This window comes from Candidatus Igneacidithiobacillus taiwanensis (assembly GCF_031962545.1).
In the GTDB taxonomy this organism is placed as follows: Bacteria; Pseudomonadota; Gammaproteobacteria; order Acidithiobacillales; family Acidithiobacillaceae; genus Igneacidithiobacillus; species Igneacidithiobacillus taiwanensis.
This window is the reverse complement of record NZ_JAVRKK010000006.1, coordinates 1-23,907: the sequence shown is the minus strand read 5'-3', so window position 1 is coordinate 23,907 and position 23,907 is coordinate 1. Positions and strand designations below refer to the sequence as shown.

Sequence of the window (23,907 nt, the reverse complement as noted above, 5' to 3'; positions counted from 1 at the left end):
CTCGAATCAGTAACGTCGCGAGCCCAACGCCCGCGCCTGGATGCGACGATCGATCTGGGCCAGCAACCACTCCAAGGGCCGCCGCCACCAGGATCGACGGTGCCAGTGCGCAAGGGAGATTTCCCGCGAGCGGGAAAACTCGCGCCGGAACAGCGTATGCAGCGTGAGCAGGGGCCCCCGCCCACGCAGTTCGAGATTCAGCTCGCGGTTAAACCAGAGGCTGAGAAAATCGAGATTGGCTGAGCCAACGCTCCCCCACAATCCATCCACCAGCACATACTTGGCATGCAAAAAGGTTTCTTGGTACTCGTACACGCGCACGCCATGTCGCAACAGTTTTTGATAATACGCCTGTATACCCAGACGCAAAAGGGGATGATCGGTTACTCGTCCGGCAAGCAGGATGCGCACATCGACACCCCGCCGCACCGCGGCATAGAGGGCAGAGAGTATGACAGGATCGGGGTTGAAGTAGGGGGTCGCTACCCACAGACTCACCCGCGCCGCGCGAAAGGCGGCCAGGTAGCGGCGGCGGATACTGTAGCGCTCGGGCGGGGTGGCAGCGAGGAGACGCAGGAAGGTGTCTGAGGCAACGCTTGGCGCGCCAGCGGCAGTGCGGCGAAGTTCCCGACGCGCCAGTGGGCGGTTGCGCAAAAACAAGCGACGCACCAAGGGTACGATCGGACCGCGACAAGCGAAAAGCAACTCGCGGTAGGGTACTCGCCCAGGATCGCCGCGTAGCCATGCGTCGGCAATGGCAAAACCGCCTACCGCCAACCAGTCGCCATCAATCAATACGATACGGCGATGACTGCGGCGCAGGCGTTTTTCCCAACCTCGCCAGGTAAGTCGGTGATACCATTCGAAACTACCCCCCGCCGCTTGCAGCTGGGCAATCCAGCGCTCGGGAAAGCCATGGCTGCCAAAGGCATCCAAACGCAAAACCACACGTACCCCAGCGGCGGCCCGCGCACAGAGGATATCCAGGATCTTCTCCGGCCAGACCCCATGTTCAAAAATATAGTTCTCGAACAGGATCTCGCTTTGCGCCGCGCGCAGCCGATCCTCGAGCAACGCTGCAATGGCCGGCATCTCGCTGAGCAACTGCCAATCTTCCGCCGGCAACCAGGCGGGGTAATGCTGCAGCTTGGCCATCGATACTCGTCCTGTAGACCCGGCAGAAGTCCATAGAATAGTGGAGGCTGGGAGCGGTTTGTACCACCCCGTCTGCTTTGCGGTAAGATCGCGCATTAGATTTCAGGACCACCGATGCCATGAGCAACAGCACCATTGCCCTCAACCGTGAGGCGAGACACGAGTACTTCATCGAGGAGCGCTTCGAGGCCGGAATTGCCCTCGAAGGCTGGGAGGTGAAGTCGATGCGTGCCGGTCGCCTGCAGCTCAAGGACAGCTATGTGGTGATCAAAAATGGCGAGCTCTGGCTTCTGGGCGCGCACATCAGCCCCCTGCCCACCGCCAGCACCCATATTCAGCCGGACCCCACCCGCACCCGCAAACTGCTGATGCATCGCTTGGAAATCAATCGGTTGATTGGTGCCGTGGAGCGCAAGGGCTTTACCCTCGTCCCCCTGGCGCTGTATTGGAAACAAGGGCGCGCCAAGGCAGAAATTGCCCTCGTTAAGGGCAAGCAAGCCCACGACAAACGGGCCACCCTCAAGGAGCGGGAGTGGCAACGCGACAAGGCGCGCATCCTCAAGGGTGGAGCCCGCGATGGCTAAGACGGCCACAGCCGAGCACCATCTGTTCCATGCCCTGTTGCTGTTTGTCTTTGCCTTTTGGCTCTTTGGCTTTCATGTTGGCGATGCCAGCCTCTGGGACATCGACGAACCCAATAACGCGCAATGCTTGAAGGAGATGATCGCCCACGATAATTACGTGGTGCCGACCTTCAACGGCAATCTGCGGCCCGACAAACCGATCCTGAATTATTGGCTGATGGACCTTGGCGTGCGCCTTCTTGGGATGAATAGCTGGGGTCTGCGCATCGGTTCCGTTGCCCTCGGTGCCCTTCTCGTTCTCTACCTCAGCCTCGCGCTGCGACGTCTGCTCGGCGCCCGCGCTGCCCTCCTCACCGGGCTCTTTACGGCGACCGCCCTACACAGTCAGATCATCTTTCGTGCCGCGGTACCCGATCCGCTGGTCATCTTTTTGGTAACCGTCAGCCTGCTCAGCTACCTACGCGGCTATCTCTACCCCGAGGAAAGGCGTTGGCAGTACCCACTTTCCTATGCCGCCATGGGCCTCGGTACCCTTTGCGAGGGGCCGATTTTCTTTCTCCTACCGGGCCTGATCATCACCGTGTTTCTGCTCTTGCGGCAGGATCTTCCGCATCTTTGGCGGGAGGGACGGTTGCGCTGGGGCCTGCCTCTATTTTTGGTGTTGACCCTACCCTGGTATCTGGCGGTGGGAATCGAGACCCACTGGCGCTGGGATTTGCTTTTCATTGCCCAGCAGAATGTTGGCCGCTATACCGGCGCCATGCAGGGGCATCAGGGTCCGATATTCTATTATTTGATCAGTACCTTCCTGGGGCTCCTGCCGTGGTCGGTGTTTTTTCCACAGGTCTTCGCACCTCTCTGGCTGCAGCGTCGCGAGTACTTTCGCTCGCGTCCCGACCTGCTCTTTTTTGGGCTCTGGGCCGGGCTTTGGATCGCCTTCTTCAGCCTGGGCGCGACCAAGCTACCCAACTATGTCTGGGAGGCATACCCGCCCCTGCTCGCTCTTCTCGCCTGGCGGGTGGAGCTGGCCCTCTCCGGCGTCCATGCCCTGAGCGGACGCGGGATTGTCGCCTCCCTCGTGGCGCTGGCGGCGCTGGGCGGCATCCTACTCGGACTCGGCGCCACCCTGGTACCGCAGCAGATTCCACCGTTGGGCGCAGTCGCCTACATAGGTCTGCCCTATCTGGCTGCGGCACTACTGGCCCTGTACTTTGTCTATCGTGGGCAGTTTTTGGGTGTGATCGGCAGTCTCGGCGCGGGAGCGGTAGCCCTGACCTTTTGCTTGGTGCTCCTGCTGCTACCTGCCCTCGACCGTCTCAAACCCTCGGTGCACATGGGGGAGATGGTACGCGGCATGGAGGGCAGCCGGCCCTACTCCCTCGCCACTTGGCGCTGGTGGGAACCGAGTTTCCTTTTTTATGCCGGGCGCGGTGCCATGACGGCGACACAACTTACGAATCCACAACAACAGATCCCCCAGCTCCTCGCCAAGCATCCGGGGCCACTATTTTTGGTACTGCCGCAACGCGATCTTCCAGCCTTACACGCCGATCTCACCAGCCAAGAAAACCTGCGGGAGCTCTACCATGCCTACGAACTCTACAGTCGTCAGCAAATCTCCTTGGTACGCATCGATGCCCACTAAAGTACCTCTCCATCTTTTTGCTTTCCTTGGTCTTTTTTTTCTGCTCGCGGGCGCGAGCGAACCCGCCTCGGCGGCCAACGCGGAGCGCGATGACTATTTCTGGCAAGCCCTCACCCACACCCAGTACATTGCCGAAGGCAAGCAGGGCCCGGTGGTTTACCTTTTTCTGGACCCCAACTGTCCTTACTGCCACAAACTCTACGACCAGCTGCAAGAAAAGGTGGCCAAGGGTAAACTGCGCCTGCGGGTGGTGGTGGTCGGATTTCTGAGTCCTTCGAGTCACGCCAAGGCGGCGGCAATTTTATCGGCTGCAGACCCACGTGCCGCCTTGGCAAAGAACGAGAGCGGCTTTGCTATTCGTGATGGTCGACCGGAGGGTGGCATCGCTCCGGCGGATCCCACCCTGGTCGCCAAAGAGGCAGGCATCCTGCACCGCAATTTTGCCTTTCTGGAGGGAAAAGAGTCCCTCCTCGATAGTGTTCCCCCGGGTGTGGTTACCGTTCCCCTCCTCGTGTATCGGAGTCAGGGCCAAGAGCACTATTTGGTCAATCTGCCCACGGAAGAGCAATGGCAGGAAATTCTCGACGCCAAATGAGGCATGGCGCAGCGATGCTGGCGGGTCTTGCCGGGCTTGCGGGACTCGCAGGCTTGGCGCTCGTGCTGTATCTGCAGTTTGCCCGGCAAGTGCCGCCCTGCAGTCTGTGTATCTACCAGCGACTCGCCGACCTGGCTATGATTTTTTTGATTCTACTAGGATTTTTTGTGCTGCGACGATGGTCTTGGGCCTTGGCTGGCATCGCCGCCGGCGTCGGAGCGATCTTGGCTGCCTGGCAGTGGCATCTTGCCGATATTGCGGCGCAACACCGGGTAGAAGCGTGTGCAAACATCCAGTTGCTACCGCAAACGGTTTTTTCTTCGCCAGCCATCAGCAGTCCCTTGGCCTCGGCCCTGACGGGGCAAGGCTCCTGCGCCGTTGCCGGCGCGCATCGGCTCCTGGGCTGGCCAATCACCCACTGGAGTCTCGCTTTCTTTCTTGCTTGTGCGTTGCTGTTGACGCTGGCAGTGCTGCTCACCCGCCGCCGCTGAGGGCCGCACGGCAGGCTGCCACGGCCTGCCCGGCGTAGGAGCGGCCAAACAAGAGCCAGTGGTTGAGCAAATGATAGAGTTGGTAGAGCGGGCGGCGGCGAGCGTAGCCCTGCGGGTCGAAATCGGGCTGCGCCAGGCTCCGGTATGCCTGCCAAAAGGTTGCGGGCGGGGTGCTGAAGAGTTCGAGCATGGCAAGGTCCATTTCGCGGTCCGTTACCGCTACCGCCGGGTCGAAAAGCCAGACGGCACCGTCTACATCCACCCCCCAATTGCCGGCCCAAAGATCTCCATGGGTAAGGGAGGCGCGCGGTGCGTGTCCGTCGAGGATCGCCGGCAGGCTAGCGAGAAGGCGGGTAAAGAGCTCTTGTTCCGCTGCTTGCAGACTGGGCCCGAGCTTTTCCAGCATCGGCGCCAAACGTTGCTGCTGGAAAAATGCTAGCCAATCGGCAGCGCTGGCTCCCGGCGTTGGGGTATTGCGCTGCGGGGTAGCACCGAGAAAGTTGTTCTGCCGCCAGCCAAACTGTGGCCAAGCTGGGGTGTGTAGACGGGCCAGCACGCTTCCCAGCCGTCCCCAGTCTTCGGCGCTACGGTGCTGGAAGGCAAGAAAGGTGAGGGCAAGAACATGCTCGCCGGCCATCTCCCAGAGGCCATAGACCTGCGGCACCGGCGCCGCTGCCGCCTGCAGAGCGAGGAGACCCTCTTGCTCGGCAGCCAAATGCGCTGACTCTTTACCAACCTTGAGAAACAGGCAGGCGCTGGCACTAGCCGCCCGATAAAATCGGTAGGCATCACTGCCGCCACTGGGCTCGACCTGCCAGTGTCCGCCCAGTTTCTGCTCGAGGAGACGGGCAAGCTCCACGCCTCAGCCCACCTCGCCGCCGCGCAGCTCGGCCACGGTCCGCAGGGCTGCCTCCCGGCTTGCGGCAAGGATGTTCAGATGCCCCATTTTGCGGCCACGCCGTGCCTCTTTCTTGCCATACAGGTAGGGCTTGACCTGGGGGTGGCGCAGCCAGTGCCCCCAATCGAGCGCGCCATCGAGCCAGAGATCGCCGAGGAGATTTAGCATCACCACTGGCGAGAGCAGGCGGGTATCGCCGAGGGGCAGGTCGAGCAAGCTGCGCAGTTGCTGGTCGAACTGGCTATGCACGCAGGCATCGAGGCTAAAATGACCGCTATTGTGGGGGCGCGGCGCCATTTCGTTGAGGAGCAGCCTGCCATCGACGCTGTGAAAGAACTCCACCGCTAGCACGCCTATATAGTCGAGAGCCTCGGCAATCTGCAGCGCCCAGCGCCGCGCCTGGTCTTGCACGGCATCGGGCAGCGCCGCCGGCACGATACTGAGATCGAGGATGCCCTGGCGATGACGATTTTCGGCGAGAGGATAGAATACCGCCAAGCCGGCGCTATTGCGTGCCAGAATGACCGAAAACTCCTGCTGCAAGGGGACCATGGCTTCGACGATTGCCGGGCGTTGCCCGAGCTCCTGCCACGCCGGCGCCAGTGCTTCGGGGCTTGGTAAGCGCAGTTGGCCCTTGCCGTCATAGCCATCCTGGGCGGTTTTGAGCAGAGCGGGATAGGGAATCGTTTGCGCCGCCGCCAAGTCGGCGGGGGTACGGAGGACGGCAAATTCAGCGGTTGCCAAGCCGAGCTCGCGGAAGAAGGTTTTTTCGCGGATACGGTCTTGGGCAATGGCCACGGAACCGGGGTTGGGGCGCAGGATGCTGTGCTGGGCGCAGAATTCGAGGGTTGCCCGCGGAATCTGCTCGCGTTCGACGGTAATGGCAGCAACCCCGGCGCAGAACGCTGCCAGCGCCGTTTCCTGCTCGAAGGGGGCGCAGATGTGGCGCTCTGCAATCGCTGCTGCCGGGGCATCGGGATCGGGGTCATAGACCCAGACGGCACAATCGAAACGACGTGCTGCGAGTGCCAACATCATGCCGAGTTGGCCACCGCCAAGGATGCCGATGGTGCTGCCGGGTGCGATCATGGCGATGCTGGCGGTAGCTGGCTTTGCAGGGCCTGCGCCGTCTGCGCGGCGCGAAACTGCTCGAGGCGGGCGCGCAGTGCAGTGTCGTGCAACGCCAGTTGTGCAGCGGCAAAGAGGGCGGCATTGGCTGCCCCAGCGGTGCCAATGGCAAAGGTCGCCACCGGCACACCCTTGGGCATCTGCACGATGGAAAGCAGGGAATCCTGCCCCTGCAGGTGCCGCGAAGGTACCGGCACGCCAAGCACCGGAATCAGGGTCTTCGCCGCCAGCATACCCGGCAGATGCGCCGCGCCGCCGGCACCGGCAATGATTGCCTGCAGCCCGCGGCCAGCGGCTTCTTCGGCATACTGGAAAAGCAAGTCGGGAGTGCGGTGCGCCGAGACTACCCGCGCCTCGTGGGGAATCTGCAGGAGCGCGAGAATCTGGGTTGCCGCCTGCATGATCTCCCAGTCGCTCTGACTACCCATGACGACGCCGACGACGGGCCCTTGCTGCATCCTCTCTCTCCTTCGGCGGCTGGCCGGAAACTTGGTATAATGCCGGGCATGAACGAGTCGCTCAAGCCCAAGATGCGTCCCATCCGTAGCTTCGTCCTGCGCCAGGGACGTTTGACCGATGCGCAAGAGCGCGTTCTGGCCGAACGCGGTGCGAGCTATTTCTTGGATGCAGACGCACCCTGGCAGTCGCCTTGGCCGCAATCGACACCGCTACTGCTCGAGATTGGCTTTGGCAATGGTGCGCATTTGGCACATTTCGCCGCCAACCATCCCGATTGGGGCTGCATCGGGGCGGAGGTCCATCGCCCCGGGGTCGGCGCCCTCTTGTTGCAGGCGGAGGCAGCACAATTGCAGAACCTGCGCGTGCTACCGGCAGATATCGTGCCTTGGCTACGCGCCCTTCCGGCCGCGGTATTTTCCCTCATCGTCATCCAGTTTCCCGATCCCTGGCCGAAAAAGCGGCACCACAAGCGACGTCTGATTCAGGTAGAGTTTCTGCAGCTGCTGCAGCGCGTGCTGCGCCCCGGCGGCGAATTACAGCTGGCTACCGATTGGGAGCCCTATGCCGAGCATATGCTGCAAACCGTCGAATCCCTCCCCGGTTGGCAGAATCTCGCCGGTGCCGGTAACTATGCAGCTGCCCCGGAAAACCGCATCCCAACACGCTTTGAGCGGCGTGGTCAGGCCCTCGGGCACCGGGTTTTTGATCTGCGTTTTTGCACCAAACCCGAATGAAAACCATCGGCCTCTCGGACTGCAGTCGCTGCCAAATGCGCGGCGAGAGCATTTTTGCAGGACTCGATCCGGTCGAACTCTGCAGCCTCGGCATGGAGGTGCAAGATCTCGACTGCCAGGCCAATGACGTCCTCTATCGCAGCGGCGAGCCAGCGCGCTATGCCTACACCCTACGCGAGGGGGCGGTGAAACTGGTAAAGAATCTCGCCAGTGGCCAGGAGGTCATCCTGCGCTTACTGCATCATGGCGACCTATTCGGCTTTGAGGGGCTGCACGAAACGCAGCACCGTCACGACGCCATCAGCCTCGCCCCCGGCAAGCTCTGTCGTCTCGACCTTGGCGAGCTGCAGCGTCTTTCCGAGCGCCAGCCCAAGATCCGCGCGGCAATTCTGCAGCGCTGGCACGATGCCCTGCGCGATAGCGAGGAGCGCGTGGTGGAGCTTGGCGCCAAGCGCGCCGAGGCGCGGCTGGCGACATTTCTCTTACAGTGGGCGCAGCGCTACCCGCACTTGCGCAGTCTACCCTTTCCCCTCACGCGACAAGATCTGGCGGCGTTTTTGGGGCTTTCGGTAGAGCATGTGAGCCGCATCATGGCAGAGTTCAAACGCCAGGACTGGCTCCGGGAACATCGTGGGCAGCTGGAAATCCTCGCCGCGGCCCGCCTGCAAGAGATTGCCGGCAAAAAACCCGAGTAAATCGCTCAAGATTGATTTTTATCAATGCAGCGACGAACAGAGCGGGGCAAACTATCGCCATGATCCAACAACTGCCATGGCGGCAGGGAGCAATACCATGTTTTTTCGACAACTCTTTCATCCAGAAAGCAGCACCTTTACCTACATTTTGGGCGACAGCACCTGGCGCGATGCCGTCGTCATCGACGCCGTTGCCGACAGCAGCGAGGCCGTGCTCGCCGTGCTGCGCGAAGAACACCTGCAACTCACCCATATCCTCGAAACCCACCTCCACGCCGACCACATCAGCGCCGCCAAAGCCTTGCGCAAGGCCACCGGGGCAAAGGTGGTCTTGAGTAGCCGGGCGGGGGCGGACTGCGCGGATTTACAGGTGGATGACGGCGACTTCGTCGTGCTTGGGGATGACGTCATCCGTATCCTCGCCACCCCCGGCCACACGCCGGAGTCTCTCAGCTTCCGTTGGCACGACCGCGTCTTTACCGGCGATGCCTTGCTCATTGGCGGCTGCGGGCGTACCGACTTTCAGGGCGGCAATGCCGGCCAGCTCTATGACAGCATCCACGCGCAGCTCTTTTCCCTACCCGACGAGACCCTGGTGTATCCTGGCCACGACTACAAGGGCCGCTGGGTGAGTTGTATTGGCGAAGAAAAGCACAGCAATCCGCGCTTGGCGGGCAAATCACGGGAAGAATTCATTGCCATCATGAATGGCCTCGACCTCCCGAAACCCAAGCGTATCGACGAAGCGGTACCCGCCAATCGTCTCTGCGGCCAGATCGCATAAGGAGGAACAGATCATGCCATCCATGCAAAGAACGGGTTTTGGACGCGGCGCCGCTGGCAGCGACCCGGAGCGGGCGGCGCGGCACCGTCACGACCAGGCGGTATTTCATCGTCTCCTCGCCTTGCACGAGAAGATTTCTCGCGAATTGGAAGTCTTGCCCAATGGCATCCGAGCGCGCACCCGCTCCGACGACGCCGAAGTCGTTGCCCTGCTCCATGATCACGTCCCGTCGATGAAGCAGCGCCTACACGAGAATTTTGGGCTACGCTTCTGGGACCCGGCCTTTGCCGAACTCTTTGCGCAGCGGGAAAAGATCCAGATGGAGCTTACCCTGCTGCCAGACGGGGTCATGATCGAGGAAACCAGCGATGATCCAAACGTCGTTACCCTGATCCAGGCGCACGGGCAGATCATCAATCTCTTCGTGGCCCGTGGCGCTGCCCAGGCACAGCAGGAAAGCCCACTACCCGCGGCATACCGACGCGTTCTCGTCTAGTATTGAATGCTACAGAAAAAGGAGGACACTCAAATGCCACAGTTCACGATTATCGGCAGCGGTTTTGGCGGCCTCACCGCCGTTCGTACCCTGCGCCGCCAGTCGCCCGAGGCCAAAATCCGCCTCATTGCACCCAAGCCAGAATTCATCTACTACCCGAGTCTGATTTGGGTGCCTACTGGCCTGCGCCAAGGTGAGGAATTGCGCATCGACCTGCGCGATTTCTTTGCCCGCGAAAAGGTCGAGTTTGTCCCCGGCGAGGTGCAGTCCATCGATGCCGAGGGCAAAGTACACCTGGCATCGGGCGAGAGCGTAGAGCAGGACGTGTTGATCATTGCCGCCGGCGGCCGTGGACTACGCAAGCTGCCGGGCATCGAGCACAGCCTTGCCATCTGCGATGGCATCGAGACGGCGCAGCAAATTCGTGATCGTTTGCAGGCCATGTCGGGTGGCAGCATCGCCTTTGGCTTTGCCGGCAACCCCCAAGAGCCCAGCGCCGTGCGCGGCGGTCCCATTTTCGAATTGCTTTTTGGTATCGACACCTACCTGCGCCGGCAAGGCAAGCGCGACGCCTTCACCCTCACCTTTTTCAATCCCATGCGTGAACCGGGCAACCGCCTTGGCGCCGATGCCGTAGCGGGCCTGCTGCAGGAGATGGAAAAGCGCCAGATACGGACCCATCTCGGGCACAAGATCACGAGTTTTAGCGCCGACGAGGTGCATACCGAGGGTGGCGATATCGATGCCGACCTGATCCTCTTCATGCCGGGCATGACCGGGCCTAGCTTTGCCGCCAACAGTGCCCTGCCCCTCTCTCCGGGCGGTTTTCTACAGGCCGATGCCTACTGCCAGGTGCCGGGTATACCGGGGATTTATGTGGTTGGCGATGCGGGCGCGTATCTGGATGCCCCAGATTGGCTGCCCAAGCAGGGGCATAGTGCTGATTTGCAAGCCAAGGCCGCGGTCCACAATGCCTTGCGCCATCTGCAAGGCCAGGAGGCGGACAGAGCCTTCCGCCACGAACTCATCTGCATTGTCGACAGCCTCGATGGCGGCAACCTGGTCTATCGTTCGCCGAATATGGCGCGGGTCGTGCCCGGCTCCTGGTGGCACTTGGCCAAGCGCGCCTTTGAGTGGCGCTATCTGGGCCCCTACCGCCCGCGGGGCGCGGCGTAAGTCCGTCCCTTCCACGCCCCGCCGCGGCCGGCATAGTGGCGGCGGGCGGAATCCAGCGTCATTAGGGTGTAGAGCCAGGCTGCCGGTTGCAGAGTCAGGACCCAGAACGGGGAGAGACCGCAGTGGCGTAGGGTGGGCCAGAAGAGCCGCCAAGAAAGCAGCAGGCTGAGCAAGGCCATAAGCCAAACTGCCGTTTGTCCACGCCACAGGCCAATAAGCAAGAGGAGCCAGGGCGCCAAATAAAGAAAAAGCATGGTACCGGTAGCGACGAAGAGCCGCGCCGGGCGAAAGTCGAGCTGCACATAGGCGGAGCGGGCAACCATCCGCCAAATTTCTCCAAGCCGTGTGTACTCGCGCAGACTGTAGCTCTCCTCTGCAAGCCCGAGCCAGATCGACCCTTGGCGTTTCAGTTGTGCGGCCAGGGTGCAGTCGTCGATCAGGGCCGAGCGCATGGCAGTCAGGCCGCCACTCGCTGCCAAGGCGGTGCGCGCCACCAGCATGCACCCACCGGCTGCCCCGGCAAGGCGACGGCGCGGATCATTGACCCAAGGGAAGGGATAGAGCTTCTGGAAAAAGAAGAGAAAGGGCGGAATCAACCAGCGCTCCCAGAGGCCCCGACAGGAGAGGCGCACCATCAAGGAGACTAGTACGCGCCGTTCGGACTCGGCTTTGGCCACCAAATTGCGCAGTACCCGCGGTGGATGGACGATGTCGGCATCGGTAAACCACAGGTAGGGGACCTCATCGCCTGCCGCCGTCACCCCTTGCGCCATCGCCCAGACCTTGCCCGCCCATCCTTCTGGCAGCCCTTGACCAGCCAAGACGGTTAAGCGCCCGGCAGCATCCAGCTCTGCGGCGGCATGGCGGGCGAGTTGGGCAGTAGCGTCACTGCTTTGGTCGTCGATCACGATCAAGCGCAATTCGCCGGGATAATCTTGGCAGAGAATTCCGCGCACGCAGGCAGCAATACCTTCGGCCTCGTTGCGCGCCGGCACCACCGCCGTTACCGCTGGCCAGTCGGTCAGCGATCCCGACCCGAGTCGTTGGTCGGCGCGCCAGAAGCCGCCGCGAGCAAGGAAAAGCAGCAGCCAAGCAAGTAACACTGCTGCCGAAAACAGCAGGGCAATCAAGGCGTGCCGCCGATGTTCCAGCTATCCGTAACCGCCTCCGTCGCCTTACTGCCCGGATCTTCCAGACCTCTGCGCATACACTCCATTTTGATCGCCAAGCGCAGGTCGTTGGTGGAATCGGCGGCGCGGATGGCGTCGTCGTACTCGATCAGACCGTTCATGTAGAGGCTCACCAAGGACTGGTCGAAGGTCTGCATTCCGACATCGTTGGGGCGTGCCATCACCGTCTTCAACAGGCCAACTTCGCCACGATTGATGAGGTCTGCCACCGTAGGCGTGTTGATCAATACCTCCATGGCCGCAATCCGCCCGGGTTTGCCTTTCAGCGGCAACAAGCGCTGCGAGACGACCGCCTTGAGGTTGAGAGAGAGGTCCATGAGCAGCTGCTTTTTGCGCTCCTCGGGGAAAAAATTGATGATGCGTTCAATGGCCTGGTTGGCATTATTGGCATGCAGGGTCGACATACACAAATGCCCGGTTTCGGCATAGGCAACGGCATGATCCATGGTATCGCGACTGCGAATTTCGCCAATCAGGATGACGTCCGGCGCCTCGCGCAAGGCATTTTCCAAGGCATTTTCATAGCTCAGGGTATCGATTCCTACCTCGCGTTGATTGACGATGGACTTGATGTTGCGGTGCAGGTACTCGATCGGATCCTCGATGGTAAGAATGTGTCCGGCCGCATTGGCATTACGATACTGCAGCATGGAAGCCAGCGACGTGCTCTTACCGGAACCGGTGGCGCCAACAAAGAGAATCAGCCCGCGCGCGCTCATTGCCAGTTCCTTGAGAACAGGCGGCATGTGTAACTGTTCCAGAGTCGGTATCTCTGTCTTGATCGACCGCAGCACCAGAGCAATTTGGTTGCGCTGAAAAAAGCCATTGACACGAAAGCGTCCGACTCCCGAAACAGACAGGGCCATATTGACTTCTTTCTCACGCTGAAATTCTTGAAGTCGCTCGACCCCGAGAATCTCCTTGGCCAAGGCCAGGCTCTGCTCGGGCTTCAGAGCCTCGTCACCGACCGGCACTGCGCGCCCGTCGATCTTGATGACCGGCGGCGAGCCGACGGTAAAATACAGGTCCGAGCCGTTTTTTTGGACCATGAGTCGCAACAGGTCGTCCAGCACCGTCATAGTCGTTTCCTGCCTCAGGCGACGTTGAAAAGGCTGTCTTTATTTTGCGCCCGGCGCAAGGCATCTTCACGACTGATGGTATGCGCTCGCACCAAACTGAGGAGGCACTGATCGAGGGTCTGCATGCCCTGATTCTGCCCGGTCTGAATCACCGAATACATTTGCGCGACCTTATTTTCGCGAATCAGGTTGCGGATTGCCGGATTGGCAATCATGATCTCGTGCGCCGCCACCCGTCCGCGACGGTCGGCGGTCGGGATCAGGGTCTGGGCGATCACCGCGCGCAAAGACTCGGAAAGCATCGAGCGCACCATATCCTTCTCGCCGCCGGGGAAGGAGTCGATGATACGATCGATGGTCTTGGGTGCCGAACTGGTGTGCAGGGTACCAAACACTACATGGCCCGTCTCCGCCGCCGTCAGTGCCAAACGCATGGTCTCGAGGTCACGTAACTCGCCTACGAGAATGACATCGGGGTCCTCGCGCAGGGCCGAACGCAGGGCGTTCTCGAAAGACTTGGTGTTGGGTCCCACCTCGCGTTGATTGATCAGGCAGCGGTTGGGAGTATGCAGAAACTCGATGGGATCTTCGATGGTGATGATGTGCTCTTGGCGATGATTATTGATGTGGTTGATCATTGCCGCCAAGGTGGTGGACTTACCCGAGCCCGTCGGCCCCGTCACCAACACTAGGCCGCGGGGTACGTCGATGATCTCCTTGAAAATCGCTGGCGCTCTGAGATCCTCGAGGCTGAGAACCTTGGCGGGAATGGTCCGGAAGGCCGCCGCTGGGCCGCGATCCTGCTGGAAAGCATTGACGCGAAAACGCGCCACCTGGGGCACGTCGATGGCAAAATCGATTTCCAGATTTTCTTCGTACCACTTACGCTGGGCGTCGTTCATGATGTCGTAGATCATGGCATGGACGACTTCCTTGCTCAGAGCAGGCGCATTGATCGGGCGCATTTCTCCATTGATGCGCACCATCGGCGGCAAGCCTGCCGAGAGATGAATATCCGAGGCCTTGTTCTTGACGGCAAAGCCGAGTAGATCGGTAACGTCCATCTGGCTCATCCGTACCCCCACGTTTCGAAAGACAATGAACTCCAGGTAATATAGTCGAGCTTTGCGATTCCGCCCAAGGAAAGCCATGGACCTGCCGCAGCGTCTGCTCGCCATTCAGGAACAGCTCCGCCCCTACCCGGCCGCGCGCGTACTTGCCGTCAGCAAGAAAGTATCGGCAGAGCGGCTGCGGGAGGCCCATGCCCTCGGCCTGCGCCACTTTGGCGAAAATTACCTGCAGGAAGCCCAGGCAAAAATCACTGCCCTCGCCGATCTCGATCTCTGCTGGCATTTCATTGGTCGCATCCAGCGCAACAAGACGCGGGATATTGCCCGGCACTTCGACTGGGTGGAGAGCGTCGACCGCGAAATTCTACTGGCGCGCCTCGACCAGGAACGGGCCGGCTTGCCACCCCTACAAATTTTGCTCGAGGTGGCGGCCAGCGGCGAGGAAAACAAGGGCGGCATCGCCCCAGACCAAGTCATTGCCTTGGCGCGAACAGTGCTGCGCTACCCCAATTTGCGTCTCCGCGGGCTGATGGCCTTGGTGCATCCCGACCCGCAGGAGGCAGTAAGCAACTTCCGGCAAATGGCGCGACTTTTTCAACGACTGCAGGCGGAATTTCCGGAGCAGGCCATTGATACCCTTTCCATGGGGACCTCGGGCGACTATCCTCAGGCCTTGGCCCACGGGGCCACAGAAATTCGACTGGGGACCGTCCTCTTCGGCGCACGCCCCAAGGAGTGAGCATTGCAAACCGAGCACATCGTCTTCCTCGGGGCGGGGAACATGGCCCGTGCCCTCATCGCCGGCATCTGTAAAAGCGGCTTCCCTGCCCAGCAAATTCAGGTGCATGCCCCGCACCCCGAGCGGCGCGATGCCTTGGCGGCAGAGTTTGGTGTACGAAGCTGCAGCGCCGAACCCTGCGACCTACCTTCCCAGGCTGTCGTTTTCTACGCCGCCAAGCCGAAGCAAGCGCGGGCCATTCTGCAGGGATGGGCAGAGTCACTCCGCGCTGCCCAGGCCCTGCTCATTTCCGTGGCGGCCGGCATTCGTCTGCAAGAATTGCAGCGCTTGGTACCCGCGGTAGACATCGTTCGGGTGATGCCCAATACCCCCGCCCAGATTGGCTTTGGCGCCAGTACCATGGTGGCCGGCCCGGCGGTGCATGCGGCGCGGCGGGCAGCGGCAGAAACACTCATCAAAAGTACGGGAATGGTCGAATGGTTGGCAGACGAAGACAGTATGGACATGGCGACCGCATTGGCCGGCAGCGGGCCTGCCTATGTTTTCCTCTTTCTTGAGGCCCTCGAGGATGCCGCCGTGGCGGGAGGATTGTACCGCGATCAGGCGCGGCGCCTTGCCATTGCTACCCTGCGCGGTGCGGCGGAACTGGCGGCGCGCAGCGAGCTGGCACCGGCCCTGCTCCGCCATCAGGTGACCAGCCCAGGGGGCACAACCGCGGCGGGGCTGGCTGCTTGGGAAGAAGGCCTGCGTCCTCTTGCGCAACGGGCCCTGGACGCCGCGAGCCAGCGCAGCCAGGCCCTTGCCCAACAGCTAGCCAAGGAGCTCTAAGCATGCTGCTCTACGACCTCTACCGCCTGATCGAGCTCGCCATGACCCTACTTTTTTGGGCGATCTTTCTGCGCGCCATTCTATCGTGGGTGCAACCGGATCCGTATAACCCCATCGTGCGCTTTCTGAGTCGGGTTACCGATCCCATACTTCTGCCCTTGCAACGGCACTTGCCGTCCTTTGGGAATATCGACATCAGCCCTTTCGTCGCGATGCTCCTCATCGAGGCGGCCAAGATGCTGCTGCCACGCCTGCTGTTTGGCACCCTCTGAATTCGCCCTAGAGAAGCTACCATGACCACTCTGCAAGACCCCAGCCTGGAGGAAATCCTCGCCCTCTTCGAGCTTCCTTTTCCCGATCTCCTGTTTCGCGCCCAACAAGTGCATCGGGAGCATTTTTCAGCAACCGAGCTGCAGTGTTCTACCCTTTTGTCGATCAAGACCGGGGCCTGTCCCGAAGACTGCGGCTACTGTGCGCAAAGCGTGCATCACGAGGCCAAATTGGCGGTTACCCCCCTGCTGCCTCTCGCCGAGGTCGTGGCCGCTGCCAAGGCCGCCAAGGCGGCGGGAGCACAACGCTTTTGTATGGGTGCCGCGTGGCGCAGTCCGCACGACAAGGACCTCGAGCGGGTGGCGGAGATGGTGGCAGCGGTAAAGGACTTGGGTCTGGAAACCTGCGTCACCCTCGGCATGCTCAAGCCCGGCCAGGCCGAGCGCCTACAGGCTGCGGGCCTCGATTACTACAACCACAATTTAGATACTTCCCCGGAATTCTACGGCGAGGTCATCCATACCCGTAGTTACCAGGAGCGCCTCGACACCCTGGCCGCCGTCCGCGAAGCCGGTATCAAGGTCTGCAGTGGCGGCATCCTTGGGATGGGGGAAAGCCGCCGCGATCGCGCCCGCCTCTTACAAAGCCTCGCCGCTCTGCGCCCGGCGCCGGAAAGCGTTCCCATCAACGCCTTGGTGCCGATTGCCGGCACGCCCCTCGCTGGGGCAGAACCCGTGGATGAAATCGAATTTGTGCGCACCATTGCCGTCGCCCGCATTCTCTTTCCCATGAGCTACGTGCGCCTTGCCGCTGGGCGCGAGAAGATGAGCGATGCCCTCCAAGCCCTCGCCTTTCTGGCGGGAGCCAACAGCATCTTCCTGGGCGAACGCCTGCTGACTACCAACAATGCCAGCACCGATCACGATGCTGGCCTTTTTGCCAAACTCGGGCTGCGCGCGGCTGGCTAAGCGCCGCGCGCTTTGGCCATTAGCTATGGTCGCCGAAGGAGAGCGGGAAGGAGTAGGTAACCAAGGCCTCATTCTCGCCGGGATCTTGCGGGACGATGTAGGCATTGGAAACGTGCGCGATTTTAAAACCCAGACGGCCACCGTTGGCGAACTGATACGCCAGACCCAACTCCAGGCGGAACTCAAAGATACTGCCCAAGTCCTTACCGTTGCCGGCATCGTAGCCGCCAAAACCCAGCACGGGGGTAAGCACCCAACGATCCCAGGCGATGTCGGAATAGAAACCGGTATACCCCATAAAGCCGCCGCGGGTATTGGCCATCAAGCCCCAAACGGCGCCAACCCCAAATAGCTTGGAAGCGGTTTGATATTCGACATTGATTTCCGGCACCCGCGGATTCGGGCCGGTTTCGGGGTGAATGCCAACGCCGTTGAATACGCCGATCCCCGTGCTGAGATACGCGGGCCCGCCCTGGATAACGTGCAGTCCCTCGGCACTAGCGGCCGGGGCCGCAACCAACATTGCCAGGGCAATGAGCCCTGTCTTGGCACGAATCAATCGCATGCTTAGCTCCTCAATAAAGTGAAAACGACTTGCCCGGCAGCGCCGCATGCGCTACCTTATCGACCGAACGGTCAGTATGGTTTCGAATCGCGTCAAAGACCGTAGCGGACATCGCTCCTCCTCTTCTGGCGCGCCCTGCTACGTAATTTCTGGAGAAGGATATTCGCCATGCGTTGGTTGAAACGGTTTGCGGTGCTGATCATCATTGTGCTGGTTGTCTTTGGCGCCTACGCCTATTTCCAAATCTCCGATTACTATCCAAGCACCGATGATGCCTATGTGCACGCCCACGTCGTCAACATTGCGCCACGGGTGAGTGGACGCATTGTCGCAATCTACGTTCACGACAACCAGATTGTGCAAAAAGGGCAGCCTCTCGTCAAAATTGACCCGCGCGCTTACGAATACAAGCTCCAGCAGGCCGAGGCCGAACTCGCCCAGGCCGAGCGCCAACGCGCGGCCATTGCTGCCAATATCGCCGCCGCCCAAGCGCAGCTCCAGGCCAACCAAATCAATTATGGCAACGCCGCGCGCAATGCCGAGCGCGCCAAGGCCCTCGCCGCCCAGCGCTACCTATCCGCGCAGGCCGCCGATAATGCCCAAACCAAAGCATCGGAATTTGCCGCACAGATGGCGGCCAATCGCGCCTCCCTCGCAGGCGCCAGCGCGCAGAGCGCCCTCAATCAGGCCAAGATCGAGGCCGCCGAGGCTGCCGTACGCATGGCCAAGCTCGATCTGTCCGATACGGTCATTTACGCTCCCATCACCGGGGTAGTGAGCAAGGTCGACAAAATACATGTAGGCGATGTCGCCAGCGTCAATCAGGATCTCTTCCCTCTCATTGGCAATGGTGCCTACTGGATCGAGGCCAACTACAAAGAGACCGATCTCAAGCGGATTCATCCCGGGCTGGCGGCAGACATCCAGATCGATATGTATCCCAATCATGCCTTCAAGGGTCGGGTGGTGAGCATGAGTGGCGGCGCCGGCAACGCCTTTTCTCTTTTGCCACCGGAAAATGCCACTGGCAACTGGGTAAAGGTCACCCAGCGAGTGCCAGTGCGTATCGAAGTGCTGAATCCCGATCCTAAACTGCCGCTGCGCATCGGCACCAGCGCTACGGTGACCGTCGATACTGGCAACGTGCCGGATTGGGTACGCTTCCTGCGCCCGATCTTCTAAAACTAGCGCGGTGGCAGCTGCGTCAACTGGTCGCGGCGACGGCGCACGGGATGCACCCAGGTAGTCGCCATACCCAGCCGACGGGCACTGCGCAGGTTGGCGCGGCTATCGTCATAAAAGTGACAGCGACGGGCGGCTACCCGATAGCGCCGCAAAAGATGGCGATAGGCTTGCGGATCGGGCTTGCCGCGCAGGCCCGCAGCAACCAAATCAAATATCTCGACAAAAACGTGCGCAACGCCCAGGCGTTGTACGACCCGCTCGGCATGGGCACGGATGCTATTGGTAAAGATGTATGCCGGACCATCGAGGCCTTCCAGCCAGCGCTGGAGCTGTCGATTTCTAGGGACCGTCGCCGCCAGCGCCGGCGGATGAATGGCTTCGAGAAACTCATAGGGGTTGGTATCGTGATGGCGAATCAGCCCCGCCAGAGTGGTGCCGTAGCGTCGCCAGTAGCGCTGGCGCAAGGCCACTGCTGCCGCTGGATCGAGCCCCAGTTTCTCCTCGAGGTAGGCGTGCATGTAGCGATGCATCTGCGGAAAGCAATGGATGTTGGCGTCGTAGAGGGTGTTGTCGAGATCGAAAAGATACACCGGCCAGGGGCGGCGACGTTGGCCAAGAAAACGTGGCAAAATCCGGTCGGCACGACGGGCGCCACGCCGTTGTCCGCGGCGCGCTTTCAATCGAGATCCGAAATCAGGGTACCCACGCCGTGGCGGGTAAAGACCTCTAGCAACAGCGCGTGGGGCACCCGGCCGTCGATGATGTGGGCAGCGCGTACCCCGCCCGCCAAGGCGTCGAGGCAGCAGTTGAGCTTAGGGATCATGCCGCCACTGATCACACCATTGGCCATCAACTGTTGCACCTCGGTAATGCGCAGCCGCTCGTAGAGTTTGCTCTCGGGGTCGAGAACGCCGGCAACATTGGTCATAAGCACAAACTTATCGGCATGCAGGGTGCTGGCGAGGGCGCCGGCAACCAGATCGGCATTGATATTGTAGGACTCCCCCGCCGGGCCGACGCCGATGGGGGCAATGACCGGAATCAAACCACCGCCATCGAGAAAGCGAATGAGTTCGGCATTGACCTGACTCACCTCGCCCACCCAGCCAAGATCGAGCCCGTCAGGGCGCTGCAGCTTGCGCGCCTGGATCAGATTGCCGTCCTTGCCCGTAAGCCCCACCGCCTTGCCGCCAGCCCGTTGGATGCCCTGGACGATCTGCTTGTTGACCTGACCACCCAAAACCATCTCGACGACTTCCATGGTCGCATCGTCGGTAACGCGCATACCGTCGACCATCTTTGACGGCAATTGCAGGCGCGCCAGCAGAGAGTTGATCTGTGGCCCGCCGCCATGGACGATGACCGGATTCATCCCCACCTGCTTGAGCAGGGTGACATCGTAGGCGAATTGCTCCTGCAAGGCCGGCTCGGTCATGGCGTTGCCGCCGTACTTGATGACCAGGGTGCTACCTTGGAAGCGCTGCATGTAGGGCAGCGCTTCGATCAAAAATTCGGCCTGTAAGCGGGGGTCGATGTTCATGAAGACGAATCCTGTGGGTTTTGACGAATACCTTGCAACAACACCTCTACCATGGCCAAATCGTACTCCTCCGGAGTATCGACGAAGTGCACCTCGGGGTATTGTCGCAGCAAATCCCGCAATTGAAAAAAGATGACGTTGGCACCCAACAGCATCGTTGCCACCAGGGCAGGGTCGAAGTCAGAACGCAATTCGCCCTGCTCCTGCCCCATCCGGAGTATGCCGACCAAACTCGCAAAAAGATCGGCGAGCCCGGCATCCGCCAAATCGCGAGCGCGGGGTTCCCCATTTTCCAATAGTTCGCGTAAAAAGAGGCGCACCAAGTAGGGCCGCGCTAGGAGATGCCGAAGATGGCTCACTGCAAAATGGCGTAGCGCCTCACTGGCTGGGCCGCGGGAGTCCATCGCCTCCTGCAGACGAGCGCGCAAGGCCGCACTGGCACCCTGCAAGACCGCCAAGTAGAGCGCATCTTTGTTGGAGAAATAGTGGTAAATGTTGGCTTTGCTAATTCCAGCCGCCGTTGCGATGGCATGCATCGATACCGCATCAAAGCCGTGATCGGCAAAGAGCTTCTCCGCCGCCGCAATGATCTTGAGGCGCCCTTCTCCTTCTTCGCAAGTGGCGGTAACGTCGTTTTTCATACCTGTTTCCTGCGGCCAAGCAATACCGACCCGTCGGTCAGCCAGTGTAGCACCGCGAGTGGGCAGGAGGCCATTTTTGGCAAGAAAACGTCACTGGCTTGCCTGTTTTGCTCGCCAAGGCCCTCGGCAGCTTGGGCGCCCGCGCCTTTTCTTGCTAGCATTGCATTGCGCCCCGGTAGCTCAGTGGATAGAGCAACCGCCTCCTAAGCGGTAGGTCAACCGTTCGATTCGGTTCCGGGGCACCAATAACCTTAGCAATCTATAGTATTTTTTAGACATCTTTATATTTCCGCCTCGCCGCCGTAACGCCCCCCATTATTGCCAAATATCGGGATAACCGCCTTGCGACGGTGATTACCACGCAAACAGTGCGCCATGAGATTTCCTATTTTCATCCCCCTATCTATGGGAAACCCGTGTGTGCAAATCAAGATGCCTTCCCAATCCAAGGCTCGAGATAGGCGCCTACATGGAATGAAGAACTGCGCCTGTTGCGCGCCGCGCGCAAAACCCCCGGCTGCTTTCCTTGGTGCGCTTTGCCGTCGAAACGGCCAGGCGGGCGGGCGAAATCCTGCAAACCAAGGGCACTACGGATCAGGAGACGGGCGAACGCCCTGTCCAGTACTCGGGTTTGCTGTGGAGTCATATCGACCTCAACAAACGCACAGTACCACGGCCGGAGACAAAAAACGGAAGCGCGCACGGTTCCACTGTCGTCGGTGGAAGTGGAAGTCTTGCGAGGCTTGCCGCGTTTCATGGATGGGCGGGTATTTGGACTACCTACGAGGCCATCCATTTGTCTTTCGCACGGGCCTGCCGCCGCGCCGATCTCGCAGATCTCCGATCCCGTTTTTACATGCTGGGCGTAAGAGGCTACATAGGCACAATCAAAGCTTGCAAGCACGAGGCCCCTGCAATGGCAATGCTGCGCCTACCACAACAACCAGGGGCTTTTGCCACCCTCCGGGATACTCCCCACCATCGCCACGAAAACGCCGCCTATTCCGCTCCCCCAGCAGAATGACCAGTCGTCGGGAGTGCTTTGCGACAAGCCTTCTGCACCCTGGCGAATCTCTCCTCCCTGCGCGTCGCCGATCATCACGTCACTGCGCCACCGCTTCCCGATGAGCGGTTACCAAAGACTCTCGCTCTATACTCGCGGCTCTCCAAGCATTGGCCGCAGCATTCTTTTTGCGATCCAAACTGGCACCACGGTCCAGACAGTGCAGGAGTTGGTCATCTTCCGGATCTTTACACATGGAACGTACGGCATCGCGTAAAACCGGGGACGTTCATACAAGCAGCACCTCGGTTTAGCCGATGGCGCCGAACTCGCCTGCCTCTAAGCGACCGGCTCCGCGGCGCCCGCCCGTCCGTAGACATCTTCAAAGCGGACGATGTCGTCTTCACCCAGATACGCACCACTCTGTACCTCGATGAGCACCAGATCGATAACTCCAGGGTTGCTCAAGCGATGGGTGGTTCCAGCCGGGATGAAGGTCGACTCGTTGGTCATGATGAGTCGGTTTTCCTTACCGACGGTTACCTCGGCGGTGCCGGAAACGACAATCCAATGCTCGCTGCGATGGTGATGCATTTGCAAAGAGAGGCGCTCCCCAGGTTTGACGACGATTCGCTTTATCTTGAAGTGGTGCCCCTCTTCCAGCACCGTGTAGCTACCCCAAGGGCGATGCACGGTTACATGGGTTTCGAGCAGGTGTTTGCTTTGTTTTTTGAGTCGGCTGACGATGCGCTTGACGTCCTGATCGCGTTCTTTACGGGCGATGAGCAGGGCGTCTGGGGTATCGACGACGAGGAGATCTTGCACTCCAAGGAGGGCGGTCAGGCGATGCGGACTATACACGATGCAGCCAGAGCTGTCCTCGATTATGGTATCGCCACCAATGATCCGGTTGTTGTCGCCATCGCAATCGAGCAGCTCGCCGTAGGAACGCCAGGCGCCAAGGTCATTCCAATGGAAACTGACGGGGATCACCGCCGTCTCTTCGGAGTGCTCCATGAGAGCGTAGTCGATGGAGAGGTCCGGCGCCAAGGCAAATGCGCTGCCGAGTTCCCAAGTGTCGCCATTGCGCTTGGCCTGCTGCCAAGAAACTAGGGCATTGTCATGAATTTCCGGGGCATGCTGACCGAGGCCACGCAACAGATCTTCGGCACGCATACAAAACATACCCGAGTTCCAATAATATTCGCCACTTGCGACATAGCGCTCGGCGGTGAGGGCATCGGGCTTCTCGACGAATCGGGCGACGCGATAGCCTCCCCCCGCCAAGGGCTCCCCTGCCCGAATATATCCGAAGCCGGTTTCGGGCTTGGTGGGGGTAATACCAAAGGTTACCAGGAAGCCGTCTGCGGCCATGGCTGCTGCGCGATCCACGGCCTCGGTGAAGGCAGTGGCGTCTGGAATCAAGTGATCACTGGGGAGGACGAGGAGCACAGCGTCGGGACCGATCTCCTGCTGCGCCCAGAGGGCAGCAACGGCCATTGCCGGCGCGGTATTACGGGCCTGGGATTCGAGCAGGTAATGCATGTTGGGCATCGACTGTTCGGAGTCCGCAGCCAAGCAGTCGCTATAGGCATCTCGGGTAAGAAAGTAGTAGTCGCGGTTGGTGACGGTGAGGAGGGGGGAACTACTGTGTAAGGCGGCAACGCGTTTCAGGGTTTTTTGAATCAGAGTTTCCCCATCGGGGAGGGGGATGAAGGGTTTGGGATGAGAACTGCGAGAAAGTGGCCAGAGCCTGCTGCCAGTACCGCCAGACAGTACTACAGGAACGATGCTGCGTTGCTCCGTCATGCTTGCTCTCCTGGGGCTTCTTGCTTTCGGCGTTGTGAGCACTTCTCGGGCTAGGCTATTATCCACCCAAGGCCAAGTCAACAATGTGTATGCGTCCACCACCTTTGGCACTGTGGTAGATGTTGGAGGAGGAAGGATAGCGGTGGTTTCTGTCCGAGTCGATGGTGTGGCCGTTCGGCG

At 60.5% G+C, this 23,907-nt stretch carries 27 protein-coding genes and 1 tRNA gene; 15 read left to right on the top strand and 13 right to left on the bottom strand.

Annotated elements, in window-relative coordinates:
• Positions 1–6: 6 nt before the first annotated feature.
• Positions 7–1,155, bottom strand: a complete 1,149-nt coding sequence (locus RTI30_RS01900; protein ID WP_312261750.1) for a phospholipase D-like domain-containing protein — start codon at positions 1,153–1,155, stop codon at positions 7–9.
• Between the two features lie 119 nt (positions 1,156–1,274).
• On the opposite strand from RTI30_RS01900, the gene smpB reads away from it, so the two are divergent.
• Genes smpB through RTI30_RS01880 form a run of 4 tightly spaced genes read left to right on the top strand, consistent with a single transcriptional unit; the run spans position 1,275 to position 4,470 of the window.
• On the top strand, positions 1,275–1,739 hold the full coding sequence (gene smpB, locus RTI30_RS01895; protein ID WP_312261748.1) for an SsrA-binding protein SmpB: 465 nt from the start codon (positions 1,275–1,277) through the stop codon (positions 1,737–1,739).
• On the top strand, positions 1,732–3,384 hold the full coding sequence (locus RTI30_RS01890) for a glycosyltransferase family 39 protein (RefSeq protein ID WP_312261746.1): 1,653 nt from the start codon (positions 1,732–1,734) through the stop codon (positions 3,382–3,384). Before smpB ends, RTI30_RS01890 begins: the two co-directional genes overlap by 8 nt.
• Positions 3,374–3,979: a thioredoxin fold domain-containing protein gene (locus RTI30_RS01885; protein WP_312261745.1), complete on the top strand. Its 606-nt coding sequence runs from the start codon at positions 3,374–3,376 to the stop codon at positions 3,977–3,979. Before RTI30_RS01890 ends, RTI30_RS01885 begins: the two co-directional genes overlap by 11 nt.
• Positions 3,976–4,470 (top strand): disulfide bond formation protein B, encoded by a 495-nt coding sequence (locus RTI30_RS01880; RefSeq protein ID WP_312274567.1) that lies wholly within the window; start codon positions 3,976–3,978, stop codon positions 4,468–4,470. Before RTI30_RS01885 ends, RTI30_RS01880 begins: the two co-directional genes overlap by 4 nt.
• On the opposite strand, the gene RTI30_RS01875 is transcribed toward RTI30_RS01880, so the two are convergent.
• From RTI30_RS01875 to purE, 3 genes are read right to left on the bottom strand one after another with little or no spacing between them, the layout of a single operon-like run.
• The gene (locus RTI30_RS01875; protein WP_312261741.1) at positions 4,454–5,329 is read right to left on the bottom strand and encodes a fructosamine kinase family protein; all 876 of its coding nucleotides are present in this window, start codon (positions 5,327–5,329) and stop codon (positions 4,454–4,456) included. The two genes, RTI30_RS01880 and RTI30_RS01875, sit on opposite strands and share 17 nt — an antisense overlap.
• 3 nt (positions 5,330–5,332) lie before the next feature.
• The gene (locus tag RTI30_RS01870; protein ID WP_312261739.1) at positions 5,333–6,457 is read right to left on the bottom strand and encodes a 5-(carboxyamino)imidazole ribonucleotide synthase; all 1,125 of its coding nucleotides are present in this window, start codon (positions 6,455–6,457) and stop codon (positions 5,333–5,335) included.
• The gene (gene purE, locus RTI30_RS01865; protein WP_312261737.1) at positions 6,454–6,954 is read right to left on the bottom strand and encodes a 5-(carboxyamino)imidazole ribonucleotide mutase; all 501 of its coding nucleotides are present in this window, start codon (positions 6,952–6,954) and stop codon (positions 6,454–6,456) included. Before purE ends, RTI30_RS01870 begins: the two co-directional genes overlap by 4 nt.
• A gap of 39 nt (positions 6,955–6,993) precedes the next feature.
• Between purE and trmB the strand changes: the two genes are divergently transcribed.
• The 5 genes from trmB (at position 6,994) to RTI30_RS01840 (ending at position 10,840) form a co-directional block, all read left to right on the top strand.
• The gene (gene trmB / locus RTI30_RS01860) at positions 6,994–7,689 is read left to right on the top strand and encodes a tRNA (guanosine(46)-N7)-methyltransferase TrmB (RefSeq protein ID WP_312261735.1); all 696 of its coding nucleotides are present in this window, start codon (positions 6,994–6,996) and stop codon (positions 7,687–7,689) included.
• Positions 7,686–8,384 (top strand): Crp/Fnr family transcriptional regulator, encoded by a 699-nt coding sequence (locus RTI30_RS01855; RefSeq protein WP_312261733.1) that lies wholly within the window; start codon positions 7,686–7,688, stop codon positions 8,382–8,384. The genes trmB and RTI30_RS01855 overlap by 4 nt, the downstream gene beginning before the upstream one ends.
• A gap of 97 nt (positions 8,385–8,481) precedes the next feature.
• A complete protein-coding gene (locus RTI30_RS01850) occupies positions 8,482–9,168 on the top strand; it encodes an MBL fold metallo-hydrolase (protein ID WP_312261731.1) in 687 nt (228 codons plus the stop codon).
• 13 nt (positions 9,169–9,181) lie between these two features.
• A complete protein-coding gene (locus RTI30_RS01845; RefSeq protein ID WP_312261729.1) occupies positions 9,182–9,664 on the top strand; it encodes a hypothetical protein in 483 nt (160 codons plus the stop codon).
• 33 nt (positions 9,665–9,697) lie between these two features.
• Complete coding sequence (locus tag RTI30_RS01840; protein ID WP_312261727.1) at positions 9,698–10,840, top strand: FAD-dependent oxidoreductase; 1,143 nt, start codon at positions 9,698–9,700, stop codon at positions 10,838–10,840.
• Here RTI30_RS01840 and RTI30_RS01835 read toward each other — a convergent pair.
• Genes RTI30_RS01835 through RTI30_RS01825 form a run of 3 tightly spaced genes read right to left on the bottom strand, consistent with a single transcriptional unit; the run spans position 10,816 to position 14,173 of the window.
• Positions 10,816–11,970, bottom strand: coding sequence for a glycosyltransferase (locus RTI30_RS01835; protein ID WP_312261725.1), 1,155 nt, complete (start codon positions 11,968–11,970; stop codon positions 10,816–10,818). The two genes, RTI30_RS01840 and RTI30_RS01835, sit on opposite strands and share 25 nt — an antisense overlap.
• A complete protein-coding gene (locus RTI30_RS01830) occupies positions 11,967–13,109 on the bottom strand; it encodes a PilT/PilU family type 4a pilus ATPase (RefSeq protein WP_312261723.1) in 1,143 nt (380 codons plus the stop codon). Before RTI30_RS01830 ends, RTI30_RS01835 begins: the two co-directional genes overlap by 4 nt.
• 14 nt (positions 13,110–13,123) lie before the next feature.
• The gene (locus RTI30_RS01825; RefSeq protein ID WP_409449671.1) at positions 13,124–14,173 is read right to left on the bottom strand and encodes a type IV pilus twitching motility protein PilT; all 1,050 of its coding nucleotides are present in this window, start codon (positions 14,171–14,173) and stop codon (positions 13,124–13,126) included.
• A gap of 85 nt (positions 14,174–14,258) precedes the next feature.
• On the opposite strand from RTI30_RS01825, the gene RTI30_RS01820 reads away from it, so the two are divergent.
• The 4 genes from RTI30_RS01820 to bioB are packed head-to-tail and all read left to right on the top strand — an operon-like array spanning position 14,259 to position 16,984.
• A complete protein-coding gene (locus tag RTI30_RS01820; protein ID WP_312261720.1) occupies positions 14,259–14,918 on the top strand; it encodes a YggS family pyridoxal phosphate-dependent enzyme in 660 nt (219 codons plus the stop codon).
• A 3-nt stretch (positions 14,919–14,921) separates the two neighbouring features.
• Entirely contained in the window at positions 14,922–15,746 is an 825-nt protein-coding gene (proC, locus tag RTI30_RS01815) for a pyrroline-5-carboxylate reductase (RefSeq protein WP_312261718.1), read from the top strand.
• A 2-nt stretch (positions 15,747–15,748) separates the two neighbouring features.
• The gene (locus RTI30_RS01810) at positions 15,749–16,018 is read left to right on the top strand and encodes a YggT family protein (protein ID WP_312261716.1); all 270 of its coding nucleotides are present in this window, start codon (positions 15,749–15,751) and stop codon (positions 16,016–16,018) included.
• Between the two features lie 21 nt (positions 16,019–16,039).
• Complete coding sequence (bioB, locus tag RTI30_RS01805; RefSeq protein ID WP_312261714.1) at positions 16,040–16,984, top strand: biotin synthase BioB; 945 nt, start codon at positions 16,040–16,042, stop codon at positions 16,982–16,984.
• Positions 16,985–17,003: 19 nt separating this feature from the next.
• On the opposite strand, the gene RTI30_RS01800 is transcribed toward bioB, so the two are convergent.
• The gene (locus RTI30_RS01800; protein ID WP_312261712.1) at positions 17,004–17,549 is read right to left on the bottom strand and encodes an acyloxyacyl hydrolase; all 546 of its coding nucleotides are present in this window, start codon (positions 17,547–17,549) and stop codon (positions 17,004–17,006) included.
• Between the two features lie 168 nt (positions 17,550–17,717).
• Here RTI30_RS01800 and RTI30_RS01795 point away from each other — a divergent pair, with 168 nt between their 5' ends.
• On the top strand, positions 17,718–18,731 hold the full coding sequence (locus RTI30_RS01795) for an HlyD family secretion protein (protein WP_312261711.1): 1,014 nt from the start codon (positions 17,718–17,720) through the stop codon (positions 18,729–18,731).
• Between the two features lie 2 nt (positions 18,732–18,733).
• Here the strand turns inward: RTI30_RS01795 and RTI30_RS01790 are convergent, their stop codons facing one another.
• The 3 genes from RTI30_RS01790 to RTI30_RS01780 are packed head-to-tail and all read right to left on the bottom strand — an operon-like array spanning position 18,734 to position 20,915.
• Positions 18,734–19,414 (bottom strand): pyrimidine 5'-nucleotidase, encoded by a 681-nt coding sequence (locus RTI30_RS01790; RefSeq protein ID WP_312261709.1) that lies wholly within the window; start codon positions 19,412–19,414, stop codon positions 18,734–18,736.
• Positions 19,411–20,274: an acetylglutamate kinase gene (gene argB / locus RTI30_RS01785; protein ID WP_312261707.1), complete on the bottom strand. Its 864-nt coding sequence runs from the start codon at positions 20,272–20,274 to the stop codon at positions 19,411–19,413. Before argB ends, RTI30_RS01790 begins: the two co-directional genes overlap by 4 nt.
• Positions 20,271–20,915, bottom strand: a complete 645-nt coding sequence (locus RTI30_RS01780) for a TetR/AcrR family transcriptional regulator (RefSeq protein ID WP_312261705.1) — start codon at positions 20,913–20,915, stop codon at positions 20,271–20,273. Before RTI30_RS01780 ends, argB begins: the two co-directional genes overlap by 4 nt.
• Positions 20,916–21,084: 169 nt before the next feature.
• Between RTI30_RS01780 and RTI30_RS01775 the strand changes: the two genes are divergently transcribed.
• A tRNA-Arg gene (locus RTI30_RS01775) sits at positions 21,085–21,160 on the top strand.
• Between the two features lie 686 nt (positions 21,161–21,846).
• Here the strand turns inward: RTI30_RS01775 and RTI30_RS01770 are convergent.
• Complete coding sequence (locus RTI30_RS01770) at positions 21,847–22,017, bottom strand: hypothetical protein (protein ID WP_312274564.1); 171 nt, start codon at positions 22,015–22,017, stop codon at positions 21,847–21,849.
• 240 nt (positions 22,018–22,257) lie between these two features.
• The gene (locus RTI30_RS01765; RefSeq protein WP_312261703.1) at positions 22,258–23,727 is read right to left on the bottom strand and encodes a mannose-1-phosphate guanylyltransferase/mannose-6-phosphate isomerase; all 1,470 of its coding nucleotides are present in this window, start codon (positions 23,725–23,727) and stop codon (positions 22,258–22,260) included.
• Between the last annotated feature and the right edge of the window lie 180 nt (positions 23,728–23,907).

What these genes read in the sequence shown, in the direction of transcription:
- RTI30_RS01900 (WP_312261750.1), bottom strand. Translation starts at nt 1,155, where the DNA reads ATGGCCAAGCTGCAGCATTACCCCGCCTGGTTGCCGGCGGAAGATTGG.
- smpB (WP_312261748.1), top strand. Translation starts at nt 1,275, where the DNA reads ATGAGCAACAGCACCATTGCCCTCAACCGTGAGGCGAGACACGAGTAC.
- RTI30_RS01890 (WP_312261746.1), top strand. Translation starts at nt 1,732, where the DNA reads ATGGCTAAGACGGCCACAGCCGAGCACCATCTGTTCCATGCCCTGTTG.
- RTI30_RS01885 (WP_312261745.1), top strand. Translation starts at nt 3,374, where the DNA reads ATGCCCACTAAAGTACCTCTCCATCTTTTTGCTTTCCTTGGTCTTTTT.
- RTI30_RS01880 (WP_312274567.1), top strand. Translation starts at nt 3,976, where the DNA reads ATGAGGCATGGCGCAGCGATGCTGGCGGGTCTTGCCGGGCTTGCGGGA.
- RTI30_RS01870 (WP_312261739.1), bottom strand. Translation starts at nt 6,457, where the DNA reads ATGATCGCACCCGGCAGCACCATCGGCATCCTTGGCGGTGGCCAACTC.
- purE (WP_312261737.1), bottom strand. Translation starts at nt 6,954, where the DNA reads ATGCAGCAAGGGCCCGTCGTCGGCGTCGTCATGGGTAGTCAGAGCGAC.
- trmB (WP_312261735.1), top strand. Translation starts at nt 6,994, where the DNA reads ATGCCGGGCATGAACGAGTCGCTCAAGCCCAAGATGCGTCCCATCCGT.
- RTI30_RS01855 (WP_312261733.1), top strand. Translation starts at nt 7,686, where the DNA reads ATGAAAACCATCGGCCTCTCGGACTGCAGTCGCTGCCAAATGCGCGGC.
- RTI30_RS01850 (WP_312261731.1), top strand. Translation starts at nt 8,482, where the DNA reads ATGTTTTTTCGACAACTCTTTCATCCAGAAAGCAGCACCTTTACCTAC.
- RTI30_RS01845 (WP_312261729.1), top strand. Translation starts at nt 9,182, where the DNA reads ATGCCATCCATGCAAAGAACGGGTTTTGGACGCGGCGCCGCTGGCAGC.
- RTI30_RS01840 (WP_312261727.1), top strand. Translation starts at nt 9,698, where the DNA reads ATGCCACAGTTCACGATTATCGGCAGCGGTTTTGGCGGCCTCACCGCC.
- RTI30_RS01830 (WP_312261723.1), bottom strand. Translation starts at nt 13,109, where the DNA reads ATGACGGTGCTGGACGACCTGTTGCGACTCATGGTCCAAAAAAACGGC.
- RTI30_RS01825 (WP_409449671.1), bottom strand. Translation starts at nt 14,173, where the DNA reads ATGGACGTTACCGATCTACTCGGCTTTGCCGTCAAGAACAAGGCCTCG.
- RTI30_RS01820 (WP_312261720.1), top strand. Translation starts at nt 14,259, where the DNA reads ATGGACCTGCCGCAGCGTCTGCTCGCCATTCAGGAACAGCTCCGCCCC.
- RTI30_RS01810 (WP_312261716.1), top strand. Translation starts at nt 15,749, where the DNA reads ATGCTGCTCTACGACCTCTACCGCCTGATCGAGCTCGCCATGACCCTA.
- bioB (WP_312261714.1), top strand. Translation starts at nt 16,040, where the DNA reads ATGACCACTCTGCAAGACCCCAGCCTGGAGGAAATCCTCGCCCTCTTC.
- RTI30_RS01800 (WP_312261712.1), bottom strand. Translation starts at nt 17,549, where the DNA reads ATGCGATTGATTCGTGCCAAGACAGGGCTCATTGCCCTGGCAATGTTG.
- RTI30_RS01795 (WP_312261711.1), top strand. Translation starts at nt 17,718, where the DNA reads ATGCGTTGGTTGAAACGGTTTGCGGTGCTGATCATCATTGTGCTGGTT.
- argB (WP_312261707.1), bottom strand. Translation starts at nt 20,274, where the DNA reads ATGAACATCGACCCCCGCTTACAGGCCGAATTTTTGATCGAAGCGCTG.
- RTI30_RS01780 (WP_312261705.1), bottom strand. Translation starts at nt 20,915, where the DNA reads ATGAAAAACGACGTTACCGCCACTTGCGAAGAAGGAGAAGGGCGCCTC.
- RTI30_RS01765 (WP_312261703.1), bottom strand. Translation starts at nt 23,727, where the DNA reads ATGACGGAGCAACGCAGCATCGTTCCTGTAGTACTGTCTGGCGGTACT.